This window comes from Erwinia sp. JH02, from assembly GCF_013074405.1.
In the GTDB taxonomy this organism is placed as follows: Bacteria; Pseudomonadota; Gammaproteobacteria; order Enterobacterales; family Enterobacteriaceae; genus Erwinia; species Erwinia rhapontici.
The window spans coordinates 63496-80893 of record NZ_JABANZ010000008.1; the positions used below are offsets into that span (position 1 = coordinate 63496).

Below are 17398 nucleotides of genomic sequence, written 5' to 3' on the forward strand. Positions count from 1 at the left end.
GTTATGAAAGAACAAGTACAGTCAGAAATCAAAGGTCTCAGCGACAAGCTGGATGCGCTCAATCATAAAGAACCCGTTCTGCTGGCGTCTGGCGACAGCGAGAAACTCGGTGAATTATTGAAAGAAAAAGACAAATTAGAAGCAGAAATCGAGCGTCTGCGCGGTGTGCGTGCCGAAAACCTGAGCAAAGAAGCCCAGGCGTTGCAAAAACTACCGTTTAGCCGCCCCATCACCAAGAAAGAGCAGGCGAATATGGGGGCGCTGAAGAAAAGCGTTCGTGGCATTGTTGTGGTACATCCGACGACCGCACTGGGCCGTGAAATGGGTCTGAAAGAGATGACGGGTTTCGCAAAAACTGCCTTTTAAAAGCCGTGCCATCGATAAAAAAACAGGGTCCTGGCACCCTGTTTTTTTACGCTCCGATATTATCCCAATGATTTTCCCATCCCCGAAAAAAATATCACCCCGATATTAAATGTCGAAAAAAACCCATTAAATTACTCTTGCGATTCATAGGCTCGAATTAAAACATATAACAGAATTAAATATCGCAATAGGAATTTTCAATGAAGTTTGATACCGCTCAGATAATTTATTCAATATAATATACCGCAAGCGTACTATTAAGAATGCACGGAGAGACGTTTGCAAGACGTTGATAAGACGTCTCCGGTTAGGGACAACTTCAGGTATTAATCATGCGAAAGAATCACATCACCATTGTCATCCGTGACCCAAATCGCTTTTATATTAGAGGGTTAACGAATTGTCTTGCTGAAAACTTTTCCCTCCGTAACATTCACACTGATTTTACCGATTGTGCTTTTAACAGCAGGGCGAAAATGATCTTCCTGGCGGAAGAATCACTTTCCATCGCCAATATCCATTATTTAAATCGCCGGATGTCGATACGACCGCTTTGTATATTCATTATCAAAAATAGCGATAGTGCTGACGAGCAGCCCGAGGGGATAGCGCACAACATTAGCCATTACACCCCCCTCTATCGCAACCAGTCCGTTGAGAGCATGTTATCGGTGATCAATGAACAACTGGAGCAGCTCAATAGCGTGCGTAGTGCCTTTGTTCAACCGTGTTCAGTGGTTAGCCGTACGGAGACGAATCTGACAAGACGTGAAACCGAGATTCTCCGCTATCTGGCACGCGGCATCAGTAATGGTGGCGTGGCACGCTTCCTCCATATCAGCGAAAAAACCGTCAGCGCACATAAACGGAATATTATGTGCAAACTCAATATGATTCGCCCTGCTGAACTGAACTACTGGTTAATTCAGGAAGGCTGGTGTGAATCCATTCGTACTGGCGACCAATTTCATTAATCCTGGCAGGATGTGATGCAGCGCAAAAATGCGATATCCCGATACCCTATCGTGATGAATCATCATCCGTAAAGTTATTCAATTAGAGTTATTTTTATGATGGCAATTCGTAATACTTCATTGAAATTTATTATCAATATGTTCGCCGTATTGTTTATTTTCTCTCTTTCTGGCTGCCAGACAACATCGCAGAAAATGCGTGCTGCATCAGCGCAATCCGCACACACTGCAAAATACATTAAACAAAATGAGAATCTGAAAAAGTGCCAGGCTCAGCTTCAGGCGCTGAAAGTCGTCAGCCCATCAGAATACATTAGAATGCAAAATGCATTCGACAACCTGATGAACAGCGCAGCTCAATACACTGGCCTGCGAAAAAGCGTTGATGAGAATACTCAGGAAACTGTGGACTCACTTTATCACTATCGCGCAAATCAGCTTTGTGCTCACATTGCACAAACACTGATGGATAGCCTAACCAGCAAAGGTGAAGCACGTCCATGATCGGTAAATATACTATTCCCTTTGCTTTGTCAGGTGCCGCTGTCCTGGTGGTGGCATGCCTGGGTATAAGTAAATTGTACGCAGCAGAACACGAAGCGCCGGCCGTTTTGAACTTTGCTACCTCCTATCTGCAGGAGCAACAGCAGCCACCGCCCAGAGTACCTGAGCCTCCATCTTTGGCCAGGGAACCAGGAAAAACGGTCAAACCTAAGCAAAAGCCGACTTCGACAGCACCTTCCGTAGATCGCGGCCAAATGGCCGCCTTACGACGAGATATTGAGGATAAAACCCGGCAAATCGCTCAAAAAAATGGAGCAATAAACGCGCTTGAAAAGAAGATTGTTGCCCTTAAAAAAACAGCACCCGCCCCTGATACAGCCAATGAACCCCCTCATTTAATCCCTGCCGATAAGGAAGCGATGCTGGATCTGGTGAAGGATTTACGCCAGGTTTTCAGCCTCCATCCAACGCAAAACTCGCTGGTGACAAAATTAGCGCAAGCAAAAGATCAGCTTAAAGAGGTTCAGCTTGCTGAAGCCGCCCTGCGCAGCCAGCTTAAAGCGATTAACGATGGTAAGGATCGCATCGTCAGCGCGCATGAAGAGGGATTAAAACAGCAAATTGAACAGTACAACGCCAAGATAACCGAGCTGGAAGCACACCTCTCTTCCAGCCGCCAGGATATTGAGAAGATCACCGCTGAGCGCGACGGCATCGCCGCTAAAGAGCAGCAATTAGCAGCTGAAAATACCGCGGATAAACAGGCGTTTGATAAAGAAAAACAGCAGCTTCTGGACCAGATCGCCCAGGGCAGCCCGGCCGAAGCCCAGCTTGCCGCCAGCATAAAAGAGCAGCAGGCACTGCAGCAGCAAATTGAACAGCACAACGCCAAGATAACCGAGCTGGAGGCGCACCTCTCTTCCAGCCGCCAGGATATTGAGAAGATCACCGCTGAGCGCGACGGCATCGCCGCCAAAGAGCAGCAATTAGCGGCTGAAAATACCGCGGATAAACAGGCGTTTGATAAAGAAAAACAGCAGCTTCTGGACCAGATTGCCCAGGGCAGCCCCGCCGAAGGCCAGCTTGCCGACAGCGTGAAGCAACAGCAGGCGTTGCAGCAGCAGCTTTCCGAGGCACAGCAATTGAAAACGGCGCTGCAAGGCGATAAAGATAAGCTACAAGCACAGTTAACCGAGAGCCAGCTCATAGCGAAATCACTACAATCGAAGATGGACCTGGTGCAGTTACAGCAACCAGATCCTGTTGTCGCCGCTACCGGTACGGCACCCGAAGGAACGTCGCCAAAAGAAGGTCATCAGGACAACGATAAGAAACTCCCGGAACTTCAGGCCAGGTTAGAGGCAGCATTGGCCGAACTGGCTTCAGTAAAAAGCCAGAAAGTAGAGGTGAAAACCACCAGTCAACTGCCGGGTATCACGCCAGAACAGCTGAAGAAAAAAAGTGCTCGTGAAGGCTACGCTATTGGCATGTCTCTTGGCGATGAGATTTTGCAAATGCAGCAAGACAATAACAACTGGGGTACGGCAACAGAGAAAAATCTTGTGCTGGCCGGAATCGTTGATGCCTTTAAGGGGCAGGCAAAATTGTCTACTGATGTACTACGAGATACTTTATTGGAAGTCAGCAACCGGGAGAAAAACGATCAGGAAAAGTTAGTCACTCATTTAGATGAAACCACTAAGAAGTATTTAAATAATTTCACTAAAATGAAAAAAACGAAAAAATCACCGTCCGGATTTTGGTATAACATCAGTTATGCAGGTGATGCACCAATACCAAAGAATGCCACTCTTGATGTCGTCGTGAAGGAAAGCCTGACAAATGGCGTTGTCGTCACCGATATGGATTCTAGCAATACTATGCTAACTCAGCCGATAGCTGACTTCCCACCGATCTTCCGTGAAGCATTACAGAAATTAAAAAATCATGGTTCAATTACCATCGTCGTACCGCCAGAACTGGCATATAAGGATAAAGGTTATCCACCTAAAATCCCGCCAAATGCCACGATAATTTATGACCTAAGAATTGCTGATATGTATCCATGACATGCAGGAGTTCAATCATACGTTGGCGTGGGGAGAAATTGACATCTTGCACGATAATGGGATTAAAAAAAAGTGCATCCACTGAGAGAGTGGATGCACCATAATAAAAAATCACACCTTGAAAGAATCTGTTTTATTCCAGTACAAGCTCTTGCTATTTTCTTTCCTGGTTGAGGTGATTACACCTTCTCTCTCGAGTTTTATTAAAATATGCCTGGCATTATAAATGCTCAATTCAGACCGATCAGCAACATCTCTTGTGCTGGCAAAGACAACGGACGAACTGGTAGAATCTTTCTCTTCAAAGAAATCATGCAGTGCAGTTATTACCTTATCAACTGATGCTCGTCTTTGAATGGTTTTAGCCATTGATTCACTCATGTTTTTGCTCCTTATGATATAACCGGCTCCTGCCGAGTAAATATGTGATAAAACTAGACCCTGTAAATTCACAACGAAGCCATGATAATACGCAACCACATTAAACAAAACTTAATATCAATTATTAAATATAGCCAAAATTAAAAACCACAAAAACGCAAATTTAAAGAATAAAAAACTAGTTTAGCCTCTTTTTGGTAAAACCATTAAATCAATCACCTGTAACAATTAATCTTAATATTGTATTAATAATAAAAAGTAAATGTCGGCACTTAGCAGAACACCACCCTATGCTTACGGGGTAAACATTGACATCCCTGCTTAGGATTAAGATAATCAAAGAGTAAATAATGGAATATACTTAAAAAGTAAAAAATGGACTATTTTATTAATCAGATCATCCATTTTGACTCAATAAATGGATTACTTAAACTTATCGATAATGATAATTCAACCATACAACTTTCCAGGCCTGGTTCAAGACTTTTGACTGAACTCATTACGCATTGTGGTAAAACAATGACACGTGAAGAGTTACTTCGTTTAGTATGGGAAGAACATGGCCTTAGACCTTCAGGGAGTAATTTAAGCAACCATATCAGCCTGCTGAGAAAGACATTTTCACAGCTTGGAATGACTGAAAACATCATTATTACTATACCCAAGAAAGGGTTTCGCCTGGATGCAGAGACGACATTCACCAGGTCTGATCATCATTCTGATAATGAATCCATTACAAAAATGACAAACCCGAATGAGATTTCACCTTCTATTGTGTCTGAGTCTAACAAGTGTGCGTTAAAACCTAAAATTAAGAAAATGCGTTTAGTTTCAGCGATCGTCATCAGTCTTGTTTTTATTTCTCTTATCTTAATTCGTTACTCATTCAATTCAGGAAAAGCGGATTTTATCAAAATAGGAACATGTCAGATCCTGGATTTGGCAGGGGATAAAAACAAAAACAGAGTAGAAAAACTAAAGATATTAGAGTTATTGATCAATAAAAATAAGATCGACTGTAAAAAAAGCAAAAACACCATCTACTTTAGGTTTAACAATTTCTTTCCAAAGAAAGAGTACGAACAGAGCGCTATTTTTCTTGCTCAGTGTCATCAGAACAGAAAAAACAGGCTCACATACTGTGAGAGTTACCTTTCAGCCACTATAAAAAAACCATGAGAAATATTATTTTAACCAGCGGAGCTATCATTGTTTTAATGGTCATTTACTTCATCAGTTTCTCCTGGAAAAAGGCTGATCTAGATAAACCCCAACTGAGTATTTCATGCAAAGGGAACGTGAATTTTGATCTTGTCAGACCCACTTCCACGGTCGCAATGAAGGGGAGTATCAGCCTGACCACGTTGGGTGAAAAGCGGCTGGCCTTGGAGTTTTCGGGCCACTTGCTCACTGAACAAGGCCACTTTACCCTCAGCAGAACGCTGATGATGGACTACCTCTATCATCCGGAAAACCACATTCTGGAGCTGAACTATGCGAGCAGCCATGTCAGAGATATTGATACCGCGCCGGAGGATGTTTTCTTTCATGCCATCCTGCAAAGCCACTTGTCCATTGTGAAACTGTCCCAGTTCAGTGATAACGCACTGCTGATCTCAGATACCAACACCCCGCTGTATGTCTGTATTGCACAGTAAGAAGGCATAAAAAAAGGCTTACCCACTCACGCAGATAAGCCGTTAATTTTATTCAACAACGAAGAGAATTACTTCTGCGCGTATTTCGCTTCCAGGGTAGCGAACCACGGTGCCACGAAATCGGTTGATGTGCCCCAGCCTGGGATGATTTTATTCAGGTTAGCCACATTGACCGCTCCGGTCTGGGTAGCCAGCTGTTGCTGAGAGATCGCTGATGCCGTGAACTGATACGTTGCCGGCGTAGTTTCACCGCCAATCTTGTTCGCCACCAGGCGCATATTCGTTGCACCAATCAGCTTGCTGTCGACAGCCACTGTCTGTTTCCATGGGCTGTTCTTCTCATGCATCAGTTGCAGATCCTGGTTCGACACATCGATGCTGTACAGCTTGATCTCGGTGCGACCATTTTCCTGCAAGGCTTTATACGCCCCCTGGGCAAAGGCATCCCACGAGCCCCAAATCGCGTCAATCTTACCCTTAGGGTACTTCGCCAGGATGGCACCAATCTTGTTGGCCGTATCCCCCTGCACATCGGAAGACACCGCACCAATGGACTCCAGCTGATGAATGCCCGGGTTGGCTTTCAGCACTTTCTCATAAACAACCTGACGACGTTCCATTGCCGGGAAACCTGCGACCCAAAGCTTGACGATGTTAGCTTTCCCGTTGGTATCTTTTACCAGCTGATCGAGGGAGAGCTGTGCCAGAGAGGCATCGTCCTGCGCAGTCACGGTTACGCCATCGATCGGCTGGTTAACTGGGGTATCAAACACAGAGACTTTGATTCCAGCATCGGTGATGCGTTTAACCAGCGCGGTAGAGTACGGATCTTTGCCGTGAGACAGGATAATCCCGTCATATTTCTGGCTGATAGCCTGATTCACAAAGTCCTGGAAGCGCGCGTCGTCACCGTTGCTGAGGAAGGTGCTGACTTTAAAGCCCAGCTTACGGCCTTCCTGAATGGCACCGGCAACAAACTGGGTGGTGTTATCGTCAGATCCGAGGTTGCGGATCACCGCAATACGCACCGGCCCTTCGTGGTTGGCGATGGCCGCCGGAACGGGGATATCTGCAGCGATGGCAGGCAATGCAGTCAGCAGGCTCAGAGCCAGCAGCGATGTCGTGATTTTTTTCATTATTATTTTACCCTGTCTGAAAAGATTACGCCTGACGGCGCTGTACGTAGGTAATGGCCAGCGCAACCGCCAGCACCAGGCCTTTAATGATGTCCATCGCGTAATAAGGCACGGACAGCATCACCAGACCATTTTGTAATACACCGAGGATCACTGCGCCGAGCAGCGTACCCAGCGCGTTGGGTTTTCCAGCACCCGCCAGCGACAGACCAATCCAGGCCGCTGCCACCGCATCCATCAGATACCCGCCACCGGCGTTCACCTGCGAGGAACCAATACGCGAAGCCAGCAAAATACCGCCAAGCCCCGCCAGCAATGCCGAAATAACATAGGCCAGCACGCGATAGCGCGTGGTACGGATACCCGACAACCTGGCGGCTTCCGGGTTACCGCCAATGGCGTACATACGGCGACCATGTTTAGTCAACGACAGCAGCAGTTGTGCCACCACCGTCACCGCCAGCATCACAATCACAATAATCGGCACCTGGCCCAGCAATGAGAACACTGCCGGGATCGTGCCTTCGGCCATATCGCCGCTTGGCAGCACCATGTTCTCGGTAATCGAACCACCGAAACTGTAGGTCATCGCCACACCCTGCACCACAAACAGGCTGGCAAGCGTGGCCAGCATGTCAGGGATTTTCAGCACCACGATCATAAAAGCATTAAACAGACCGACCAGGGTACAGAGCAGTAGCGTCAGGGCAATCGCCTGCGTCGGGCCGAATCCGTACCAGACAAACAGGGAGATCACCAGCGAGTTCGCCAACGAAGCGGTCGACCCCACGGACAGATCGAAACCGCCGATAGTCAGCGAAATCGATACGCCAATGGCAATCACCGTAACAATAGCAATTGAACGCAGGATATTGATGATATTGGTCGGTTCCAGGAAGCTGTCTGAGGCCAGACCAAAGCCCGCGATCAGCGCCACTACTGTCAGCAACATTCCCCACTTATAGAGAAAATCAAATAGCTGGTGCCGGACGGACGGTGCCGCCTTCAGGGAAATTTCTTTGCTGCTCACGCAGGCGTTCCTCCGGTGGAATAAAGTAAAAGTGTTTCTTCATCGACGTCATTTGCCGCCATTTCCGCCACAATGCGCCCGTCCCACAGTACGCAGATGCGGTCGCACAGGCCAACCAGTTCCGAAAATTCGCCCGAGGCGTAAATCACCCCTTTTCCCTGGCGGGCCAGCCCGTCGATCAGCTCGAACAGGTCGGTTTTGGCCTTAATATCCACGCCTTTGGTCGGTTCATCAAAAATCAGTACATCAGCGTTATTACGCAGCCATTTGCCAATAGCCACCTTTTGCTGATTTCCCCCGGACAAGCGACGCAGCGTCTGCTTTGGCCCGGTGGTGCGGATGCCCAGTTTGACGATGACGTCTTCTGCCCAGCGCCACGCCTGGCGGTGACCAAACAGGCTCCAGCGTGAAAAGCTATTATCCGCCGTCACACTGAGGTTCATCACTACCGATTCTTCAATAAAGATGCCCTCTTTGCGGCGTTCTTCCGGGATCAGCGCCATGCGGTTATCTACCGCTGCATGTGGGGACGAGGGTTTCCACGGCTTACCGTGCAGTTCGCCATGCTGAACCCGGCTTTTACTGGCACCAAACAGCGCCTTACAAAGCTCCGTTTTTCCTGCGCCAGCCAGCCCGGCGATACCGAGGATCTCGCCTTTTTTCAGCGTCAGGCTGATATCTTTTAACAGGTGTTCATCATGCAACCCGGTAATGTGCAGCAGGGTTTCCTCACTGAACGGCGGACGCGATGGCGGATAAATATCATTGAGCTGATGACCCAGCATCTTCTCAACAATTTGCTCACCACTTAATCCCTGCATCGGGCCGCTTTCAATCAGTTCACCGTCACGCAGAACCGTCAGTCGATCGCAGATGGCATTCAGTTCGTGAATACGGTGGGAGATAAACACTACGCCAATACCCTGGCTTTGCAGCTGGCGAACCACGGCGAACAGCTTTTCACTTTCGTTTTGGTCGAGAGGGGCGGTTGGCTCATCCAGCACCAGAAAACGGCAGTGATGTGACAGCGCACGTGCCAGCAGGATCTGCTGTTTTTCCGCCAGCGTGCACTGTTCCACCTGGCGCTTCACGTCAATCTGCACATCTAACCGCGCCAGCAGTGCCCGCGCCTGACGGCGCATCTCGCCCCAGCGATAAAGCTGGCCACCTTCAGCCAGACGGTCGAGCATGATGTTTTCCGCCACACTCAGGCCGGCGACCAATGCCACATCCACTTCCTGTTGGACCAGGTGGATACCCAGCTGTTTTGCATCACGTGGAGAACGGATAGAGACGGGCAGACCATCCAGCAAAATCTCACCACTGTAGTGATCGTATGCGCCCGAGAGCACCGCCATCAGCGTAGATTTTCCGGCACCGTTGGCTCCGGTCAGCGCATGAATGGAGTGCCCTTCCAGAGTGATGTCGACGGATTTAAGCGCCGAAAAACCGCCAAAAGCGATGGAGATCTGGCGCATTTCAAGGCGATTTATCGCGGTCATGGGCGTGTTTTCTCAAGCTCAATAAATTAAGGGGTGCGCCGCATTTTTTAATGGATTGTCACGGCAGGCAACGATTGAAAGGGCATAAGCTAACACAAAATGTTATTAGCCATCCAGATGTCCAGACACTACAGGGGTAAGCGCTGGCATGGCGCTGATAACCAGTGGAAAAACGGGGAATATTTACCAGATGCATTGTTGTTATGCTGCACCAAAGTGGACGCGGCCAGAAGTCAGAGATAAAAAAACCGGCGAACAGGTCGCCGGTTAGGATCATCGATAACTGAGGAGATTAAGCCGCTTTGAAGTTCTCTGCTGCTACGTCCCAGTTAACCACGTCCCAGAACGCCTTGATGTAGTCAGGACGTTTGTTCTGATATTTCAGGTAGTAGGCGTGTTCCCACACATCCAGACCGATGATCGGCGTACCGGATGCGCCAGAAATGGCTTCGCCCATCAGAGGACTGTCCTGGTTAGCCGTAGAAACGACGGCCAGCTTGTCGCCTTTTTTGACCAGCCACGCCCAGCCAGAACCGAAACGGGTGGTTGCCGCTTTTTCGAATTCTGCTTTGAACGCGTCAACGCTGCCGAAATCTTTCTCGATGGCTGCTTTCAGGTCGCCGCCCAGAGAGGTGCCGGTTTTCAGACCTTTCCAGAAGAAGCTGTGGTTAGCGTGGCCGCCAGCGTTGTTACGCAGTGGGCCTTTTTTGTCCGCAGGCAGTTGATCCAGTTTAGCAATCAGCTCTTCAACGGGCAGATTAGCAAACTCAGTCCCTTCCAGCGCGGCATTCGCGTTGTTCACATAAGCCTGGTGATGCTTAGTGTGGTGAATTTCCATGGTCTGCTTGTCAAAATGCGGTTCCAGTGCGTCATACGCATAAGGCAGGGATGGCAGTGAATAACTCATGTTCATCGTCTCCATTCAGATTATGGGCGGCGCTCGCTGTTCAGCACCGCGTAAGCAGTCGGATCATTATAGTTAAATAAATGATCGGGAAAAGGGATATCAATGCCCCGATGTTGATAAGGGTATAGATGACAGCAGGCGGGACAGCGTGGTTATATCTTTTACCTGTCGTGTTACAACCAAATGATCTAAGCGATTGTTTCGTCAGCCAGGGCGAGGCATGCCTCGCCCCTACGGGCAACATAGCGGGGTCCTGCGTGCCACAACCCTACGCCGATCCCGGTTACCCCGTAGAGCCCGCCCCGTTCACCCGGCAACCCCCACAGGAGTCAGGCATGCCCGACCCGTTCACCCGGCAACCCCCGTAGGGGTCGGGCAGACCCGACCCGTTCACCCGGCAACCCCCGCAGGAGTCAGGCAGACCCGACCCGTTCACCCGGCAACCCCCGTAGGGGTCGGGCAGACCCGACCCGTTCACCCGGCAACCCCCGTAGGGGTCGGGCAGACCCGACCCGTTCACCCGGCAACCCCCGTAGGGGTCGGGCATGCCCGACCCGGGGTTAACGCCCCAGTGCCGCCAGTGATTTATCCAGCGCACCTACCAGCCAGTCGATATCGCTTTCCTGGAACGCCAACGGCGGGCGTAATTTCAGAACGTTCCCATACGGTCCTGCCACTGAAGTGAGCACGTGGTTATCACGCAACATCTCGGTGACATCCAACGCCAACTGTTTATCCGGCGTTTTGCTGGCTTTGTCTTTCACCAGCTCAAAGCCGATAAACAGACCCGCACCGCGCACATCTCCCACGCACTCATACTTATCCATCAACGTGGAGAGTTCCGCCAGCAGTTTCGCCCCCACCACGCGACTGTGCTCCTGCAATCCTTCTTCTTTGATCACTTTCAGCACTGCCTGCGCCGCGGCCATCGCCACCGGGTTGCCACCAAAGGTATTGAAATAAGGTATCTCATCGCTGAACGCGGCCAGCACATCGCTTTTCGCCAACAGGCCAGACACCGGGATCCCATTACCCATCGGCTTGCCGGTGGTGATCACATCGGGCACCACATCGTGACGGGCAAAGCCCCAGAATGCCTCACCGGTACGGGCAAAACCGGGCTGCACTTCATCAGCAATAAAGATGCCGCCGTTTTTGTGCACCACGTCTATCGCCTGCTTCAGGAAGCCTTTTGGCCCCGGCAGCACGCCGTCGGAAGAGAAGATGGAATCCGCGAGGAAACCGGCAAATTTAATGCCGTGCGCCGCCATATCATCGATCTGTTTTTGAATTTCGCCGGCAAACCAGGCACCGAGGTCCGGGGCATCCACACGGTAGCGATCCGGCGGCAGCACCAGACGGGTCGTTGCGGCCAGCGGCTGACCGCTGCCGAGCGCCGGAGAAACACCGGAAGTGAGGTCGCTGGTTCCATGATAAGACTCCTGAGTGACGATAATCCCGGTGCCGCCGCTGTAAGCACGCGCCACGCGAATCGCCAGGTCATTGGCCTCGGAGCCAGTGCACATATACATGGCGCGGTCGATTTCCACAGGTGCCGTCGCCAGCAGCTGCTCGGAGTAGTCCAGGATGGCTTCATGCAGATAACGAGTGTGGGTGTTCAGCTGGTTCATCTGCTGATACACCGCATCAATCACCGCCGGGTGACAATGGCCGATGCTGGCGACGTTGTTGTACACATCCAGGTATTTATCCCCGGCGGCATCCCACAGATACTGCCCTTTCCCGCGGACCAGATGCACCGGCTTACGGTAAAACAGGCGGTAAGACTCACCCAGCACCTTGCTGCGCTTGTCGGTCAGCTTACGCACATCCGCATCCAGGCCGTCGGCATGCTCGGCGCGGAAACTGTTGGTATCCATGATGGTTGAACGTGTGGCCATAATCACTCCCGTTGCAAAATTGAGGTTTGCCTGGTGACAGGCAGTCAGCAGTGTCTGACCTTTATCATGGCAACTTTTACGTCAAATGCAACAAAATACACAAATGCAATAAAATACACATGCAGAGCGCAGCATTGTCGGTTAGGCTATGTCGGTGAGTTATCGTCAGGAAATCAGACCTATGCTGCAGGAAACACGCTTACATCGCATCCGGGCGCTACTGAACACCCTCAACCAGGTGAGTACCGAACGGATCATTAAAGAGCTGGGGGTTTCGCGTGAAACTGCCCGCCGGGACATTATTGAACTGGAAGCGCAGGGGCTGGCGAAACGGGTCCACGGCGGCCTGGTGGCGCTGAATGCCACACCGGAACCACCGCTGACAGTACGCAGTTCCGTGATGGCGAAAGAGAAACGCGCTATCGCACGCGCGGCCGCACAGCTGTTGCAACCCGGTCAGACCGTGTTTCTGGATGCCGGAAGCACCACGACCATGCTGGCCGAAGAGTTGCGCTCAATGTCCGGGCTGACCATTATCACCAACAGCCTGAACGCAGCTCTCAAACTCTGTGCCGCAGAAGAACAGGAAACGCTGAACAATCAGGTGATCCTGCTGGGTGGCAATATGCTGGCCGGGGCGCAGGAGACGCGCGGGGAACTGACCGTGGGTGAGATCTATCGCTTCCGCGCTGACGTGGCGGTGCTCTCGCCGGTCGGGCTGGACGCCAAACACGGTGCCAGTAGTTTTCAGCCACACGAAGCGGCCATTGCACGCGCCATGGCGCGGCAAGCCGGGCGGCTGATTTTGCTGGCCGATCACAGCAAACTTGGCCTGAACAGCCGCATGAATTATGCCAGCATTGAGCAGGTCAGCGCGCTGGTCACCGACAGCAGCGCGGCCACCCTGCCTGCGTTCTCCGCCTTACAGCAGGTGCTGCCGCAGGTGGTTCTGGCTTAAATTAGCCGCTGCGGATGCGTATAGACCGTTGCCCGCCCCGGTTTACTGAAGCCCACCAGCGTCAGATTACAGCGCTGCGCCACCTCCACCGCCAGCTGCGTCGCGGCTGAGACGGCAAACAGGATCTCCACGCCGCACATCGCGGATTTCTGTACCATTTCATAGCTGGCGCGGCTGGACACCAGCACCGCGCCCGCAGCCGGAGGCACTTTACTGCGCATCCCCAGCAGTTTATCCAGTGCCACATGACGGCCGACATCTTCACAGCCGAGGCTCAGTTCTCCCGTGGGTGTCACCCAGGCCGCAGCGTGGGTACAACCCGTCAGCTGGCCGACCGGTTGAAAATCCTTTAGCTGACGCAGTGCATGATCAAGGTATTGAAAATCAAAATTTTGCGTAAACGGCAGCGGCTGTACTGGCTTGCCGATCTCGGCCAGTTGCTCCACGCCGCAGACACCACAACCGGTGCGCCCGGCCATCGCCCGTCGCTGCTCTTTTAAGGCAGCAAAGCGGCGGCTGGACAGTTCAACCTGCACTTCAATCCCCTGACAAACCGGCACGACGTCAATACCAAAAATATCGGCCGGGGAGGCAATAATGCCCTCTGACAGGGAAAAACCAACGGCAAATGCCGCGAGATCTTTCGGCGTCGCCATCATCACCACATGCGAGATGCCGTTGTAGACCAGCGCAACGGGCACCTCTTCTGCCAGCCAGTCCGGCTGCGCCTGCTGTAGCGCATCGCGCTGCCAGACCGAAATCTGACGTATGCCTGAGTCTGGTGGCAAACATCCCTCTTTTTTGTGCTGTTCTTCGCTCACTGAAATCCACTCCGCTCATAAACCACAACAATATTGTGGTATTATTTCACACTGTACACGCTAAAAAACCACCTGCGCTTATTGTGAACCACTCACCCGGGTGCAGCAAAATTAATGACCAATGTCGAACCAGGAATGACGCCATGAAAGTCAGCAGAAGACGATTTTTTAAAATTTGTGCGGGAGGAATGGCAGGCACGACTGCCGCCGTCCTCGGCTTTACGCCGACCGCCGCGCTGGCAGAAAGCCGCCAGTACAAATTGTTGCGTTCCCGTGAAACCCGTAATACCTGTACCTACTGCTCGGTGGGCTGTGGCCTGCTGATGTACAGCATGGGTGACGGTGCGAAAAACGTGAAAGAGCGTATTTTCCATATAGAAGGTGACCCGGACCATCCGGTCAGTCGTGGTGCGTTGTGCCCGAAAGGTGCCGGATTACTCGACTTTATTCAGAGTGAAAGCCGCCTGCAATACCCGGAATATCGCGCTGCCGGTTCCGATAAATGGCAGCGTATCAGCTGGGATGATGCCTTTAGCCGTATCGCCAGGCTGATGAAAGATGACCGCGATGCCAATTTCATCACCCGCAATAAAGACGGCGTCACCGTCAACCGCTGGCTCAGTACTGGCATGCTGTGCGCTTCGGCCTCCAGCAATGAAACCGGTTATTTAACCCAGAAAATGACCCGTTCGCTCGGCATGCTTGCCGTCGACAACCAGGCGCGCGTGTGACACGGACCTACGGTAGCAAGTCTTGCTCCAACGTTCGGTCGCGGTGCGATGACCAATCACTGGGTCGACATCCGCAATGCGAATCTGATTATTGTTATGGGTGGCAATGCCGCTGAAGCGCATCCGGTAGGATTCCGCTGGGCGATGGAAGCCAAAATCCATAACAACGCCAAACTGATCGTTATCGATCCGCGCTTTACGCGTACGGCATCGGTGGCTGATTTCTATACGCCTATTCGTTCCGGCACCGACATTACCTTCCTGTCGGGGGTGCTGCACTATCTGATCGAACACGATACCATCCAACATCAATATGTTGCGGCGTACACCAACGCCAGCCTCATCGTGCGCGATGATTTCAGCTTCGACGACGGCCTGTTCAGCGGCTATGACCCGGAAACCCGCAGCTATGACAAAACCAGCTGGCACTATGCGCTGGATGAGCAGGGCTTTGCGCAGCGTGATACAACGCTGACCCATCCGCGCTGCGTCTGGAACCTGCTGAAAACCCACGTCAGCCGCTATACACCGAAAGTAGTGGAAAACATATGCGGTACTCCGCAGAAAGACTTCCTGCACATCTGTGAACTACTGGCCGCCACCAGCGCGGCGGACCGCACCGCCACGTTCCTGTATGCACTGGGCTGGACGCAGCACTCCGTCGGTGCACAAAACATCCGCACGATGGCGATGATCCAGCTGCTGCTGGGCAATATGGGAATGGCAGGCGGCGGCATTAACGCCCTACGCGGCCACTCCAATATTCAGGGACTGACCGATCTCGGCCTGCTTTCCCAGAGCCTGCCCGGCTATATGACACTGCCTTCAGACAAACAGCCCGATCTGGATCATTACCTTGCCGCCAACACGCCAAAAACGCTGCTGCCCGGCCAGGTCAACTACTGGAGCAACTATCCGAAGTTCTTTATCAGCATGATGAAAGCGTTCTACGGCGATAAGGCCCAGCAAGAAAATCAGTGGGGGTTTGACTGGCTGCCGAAGTGGGATAAGGGCTACGACGTGTTGCAGTATTTCGAGATGATGCATCGCGGCGAGGTTAACGGCTATATCTGTCAGGGCTTTAACCCGCTGGCGTCCTTCCCGCATAAACAGAAGGTGGCATCGTCACTGGCAAAACTGAAGTTCCTGGTGACCATCGATCCGCTCACCACCGAAACCGCCAGCTTCTGGGAAAATCACGGCGAGTTTAACCACACCGATCCCGCGGAGATTGGCACGGAAGTGTTCCGCCTGCCGTCCACCTGCTTTGCCGAAGAGAACGGGTCGATTGTGAACTCGGCACGCTGGTTACAGTGGCACTGGAAAGGGGCAGACGGGCCGGGAGAAGCGCGCAACGACGGTGAGATCCTCGCGGGAATCTATCTACGCCTGCGCCAGCTTTACGCAGAAGAAGGGGGCGCGCTGCCTGAGGCCGTCCTCAACATGAGCTGGGACTATCAGACCCCTGATTCCCCGGCGTCGGAGGAAGTGGCGCAGGAAAGCAATGGCCGTGCACTGAACGACCTGCTGGACGACAAAGGCAATGTGCTGGTGAAAAAAGGTCAGCAGCTTAGTAGCTTTGCCCAGCTACGCAGCGACGGAAGTACCGCCAGCGGCTGTTGGATCTTCGCCGGAAGCTGGACGCCGGAAGGTAACCAGATGGCACGCCGCGATAACAGTGACCCTTCCGGGTTGGGCAATACCCCCGCCTGGAGCTGGGCATGGCCGCTTAATCGCCGCATCCTTTACAACCGTGCATCTGCCGATCCGCAGGGCAAACCCTGGGACCCGAAACGCCAGCTGCTGCACTGGGACGGCGCTAAGTGGGTCGGGCAGGACATTGCCGATTACAGCACTGCACCACCGGGCAGCGATACCGGGCCATTTATCATGCAGCCGGAGGGAATGGGACGACTGTTTGCGCTGGATAAAATGGCGGAAGGGCCGTTCCCGGAGCACTACGAGCCGTTTGAAACACCGATTGGCACCAACCCGCTGCATCCGGCGGTCGTCTCCAACCCGGCGGCCCGCGTGTTCCCGGGCGATCTCAACAATATGGGCAAGGCCATGCAGTTCCCGTATGTCGGCACCACCTACCGTCTCACCGAGCATTTCCATTACTGGACGAAACATGCGCGGCTTAACGCCATCGCGCAGCCGGAGCAATTTATCGAAATCGGCGAAACGCTGGCAGGCAAGCTGGGCATACGGCACGGAGATCGGGTCAAAGTCAGTTCGCAGCGCGGCTACCTCAAAGCCAAAGCGGTGGTCACCAAACGCCTGCGCACCCTGACCATTGACGGTAAACAGGTCGATACCATCGGTATTCCGATTCACTGGGGCTTTTTGGGCGTGGCAAAGAAAGGCTTCCTCGCCAATACCCTGACGCCGTTTGTCGGTGATGCCAATACGCAAACGCCAGAGTTCAAGGCGTTCCTGGTCAATGTGGAGAAGGTGTAA

At 52.0% G+C, this 17398-nt stretch carries 15 protein-coding genes; 8 read left to right on the forward strand and 7 right to left on the reverse strand.

The window, feature by feature from the left end; genetic code table 11:
- Window positions 1-3: 3 nt before the first annotated feature.
- The 4 genes from HHI26_RS19045 to HHI26_RS19060 all read left to right on the forward strand — a co-directional run bounded on the left by HHI26_RS19045 (window position 4) and on the right by HHI26_RS19060 (window position 3913).
- On the forward strand, window positions 4-366 hold the full coding sequence (locus tag HHI26_RS19045; RefSeq protein WP_171149532.1) for a YibL family ribosome-associated protein: 363 nt from the start codon (window positions 4-6) through the stop codon (window positions 364-366).
- A 332-nt stretch (window positions 367-698) separates the two neighbouring features.
- Entirely contained in the window at window positions 699-1340 is a 642-nt protein-coding gene (locus HHI26_RS19050; protein WP_133844728.1) for a LuxR C-terminal-related transcriptional regulator, read from the forward strand.
- 96 nt (window positions 1341-1436) lie between these two features.
- A complete protein-coding gene (locus HHI26_RS19055; protein ID WP_133844730.1) occupies window positions 1437-1844 on the forward strand; it encodes a hypothetical protein in 408 nt (135 codons plus the stop codon).
- Entirely contained in the window at window positions 1841-3913 is a 2073-nt protein-coding gene (locus tag HHI26_RS19060; protein ID WP_171149533.1) for an FKBP-type peptidyl-prolyl cis-trans isomerase N-terminal domain-containing protein, read from the forward strand. Before HHI26_RS19055 ends, HHI26_RS19060 begins: the two co-directional genes overlap by 4 nt.
- A gap of 111 nt (window positions 3914-4024) precedes the next feature.
- On the opposite strand, the gene HHI26_RS19065 is transcribed toward HHI26_RS19060, so the two are convergent.
- Window positions 4025-4294: a FaeA/PapI family transcriptional regulator gene (locus HHI26_RS19065; protein WP_133844734.1), complete on the reverse strand. Its 270-nt coding sequence runs from the start codon at window positions 4292-4294 to the stop codon at window positions 4025-4027.
- Window positions 4295-4669: 375 nt separating this feature from the next.
- On the opposite strand from HHI26_RS19065, the gene HHI26_RS19070 reads away from it, so the two are divergent.
- Together HHI26_RS19070 and HHI26_RS19075 are read left to right on the forward strand one after the other, a co-directional pair.
- Window positions 4670-5473 (forward strand): winged helix-turn-helix domain-containing protein, encoded by an 804-nt coding sequence (locus tag HHI26_RS19070; RefSeq protein WP_171149534.1) that lies wholly within the window; start codon window positions 4670-4672, stop codon window positions 5471-5473.
- The gene (locus HHI26_RS19075; protein ID WP_133844738.1) at window positions 5470-5952 is read left to right on the forward strand and encodes a hypothetical protein; all 483 of its coding nucleotides are present in this window, start codon (window positions 5470-5472) and stop codon (window positions 5950-5952) included. Before HHI26_RS19070 ends, HHI26_RS19075 begins: the two co-directional genes overlap by 4 nt.
- Before the next feature lie 68 nt (window positions 5953-6020).
- On the opposite strand, the gene HHI26_RS19080 is transcribed toward HHI26_RS19075, so the two are convergent.
- The 5 genes from HHI26_RS19080 to HHI26_RS19100 form a co-directional block, all read right to left on the reverse strand.
- Window positions 6021-7088 (reverse strand): sugar ABC transporter substrate-binding protein, encoded by a 1068-nt coding sequence (locus tag HHI26_RS19080; RefSeq protein WP_171149535.1) that lies wholly within the window; start codon window positions 7086-7088, stop codon window positions 6021-6023.
- A gap of 25 nt (window positions 7089-7113) precedes the next feature.
- On the reverse strand, window positions 7114-8118 hold the full coding sequence (locus HHI26_RS19085) for an ABC transporter permease (protein WP_133844742.1): 1005 nt from the start codon (window positions 8116-8118) through the stop codon (window positions 7114-7116).
- Window positions 8115-9620, reverse strand: a complete 1506-nt coding sequence (locus HHI26_RS19090) for a sugar ABC transporter ATP-binding protein (protein ID WP_133844744.1) — start codon at window positions 9618-9620, stop codon at window positions 8115-8117. The genes HHI26_RS19085 and HHI26_RS19090 overlap by 4 nt, the downstream gene beginning before the upstream one ends.
- Window positions 9621-9912: 292 nt before the next feature.
- Window positions 9913-10527 carry a superoxide dismutase [Mn] gene (gene sodA, locus HHI26_RS19095; protein ID WP_133844746.1) on the reverse strand — a complete coding sequence of 205 codons (615 nt, stop codon included), beginning with the start codon at window positions 10525-10527 and terminating at the stop codon, window positions 9913-9915.
- 560 nt (window positions 10528-11087) lie between these two features.
- Complete coding sequence (locus HHI26_RS19100; protein ID WP_171149536.1) at window positions 11088-12428, reverse strand: aspartate aminotransferase family protein; 1341 nt, start codon at window positions 12426-12428, stop codon at window positions 11088-11090.
- 181 nt (window positions 12429-12609) lie between these two features.
- Here HHI26_RS19100 and HHI26_RS19105 point away from each other — a divergent pair, with 181 nt between their 5' ends.
- Window positions 12610-13386, forward strand: coding sequence for a DeoR/GlpR family DNA-binding transcription regulator (locus HHI26_RS19105; protein WP_133844750.1), 777 nt, complete (start codon window positions 12610-12612; stop codon window positions 13384-13386).
- Here the strand turns inward: HHI26_RS19105 and fdhD are convergent.
- Window positions 13383-14207 carry a formate dehydrogenase accessory sulfurtransferase FdhD gene (gene fdhD / locus HHI26_RS19110; RefSeq protein ID WP_133844753.1) on the reverse strand — a complete coding sequence of 275 codons (825 nt, stop codon included), beginning with the start codon at window positions 14205-14207 and terminating at the stop codon, window positions 13383-13385. The genes HHI26_RS19105 and fdhD overlap by 4 nt on opposite strands.
- 143 nt (window positions 14208-14350) lie before the next feature.
- Here fdhD and fdnG point away from each other — a divergent pair, with 143 nt between their 5' ends.
- Window positions 14351-17398: a formate dehydrogenase-N subunit alpha gene (fdnG, locus tag HHI26_RS19115; protein ID WP_171149537.1), complete on the forward strand. Its 3048-nt coding sequence runs from the start codon at window positions 14351-14353 to the stop codon at window positions 17396-17398.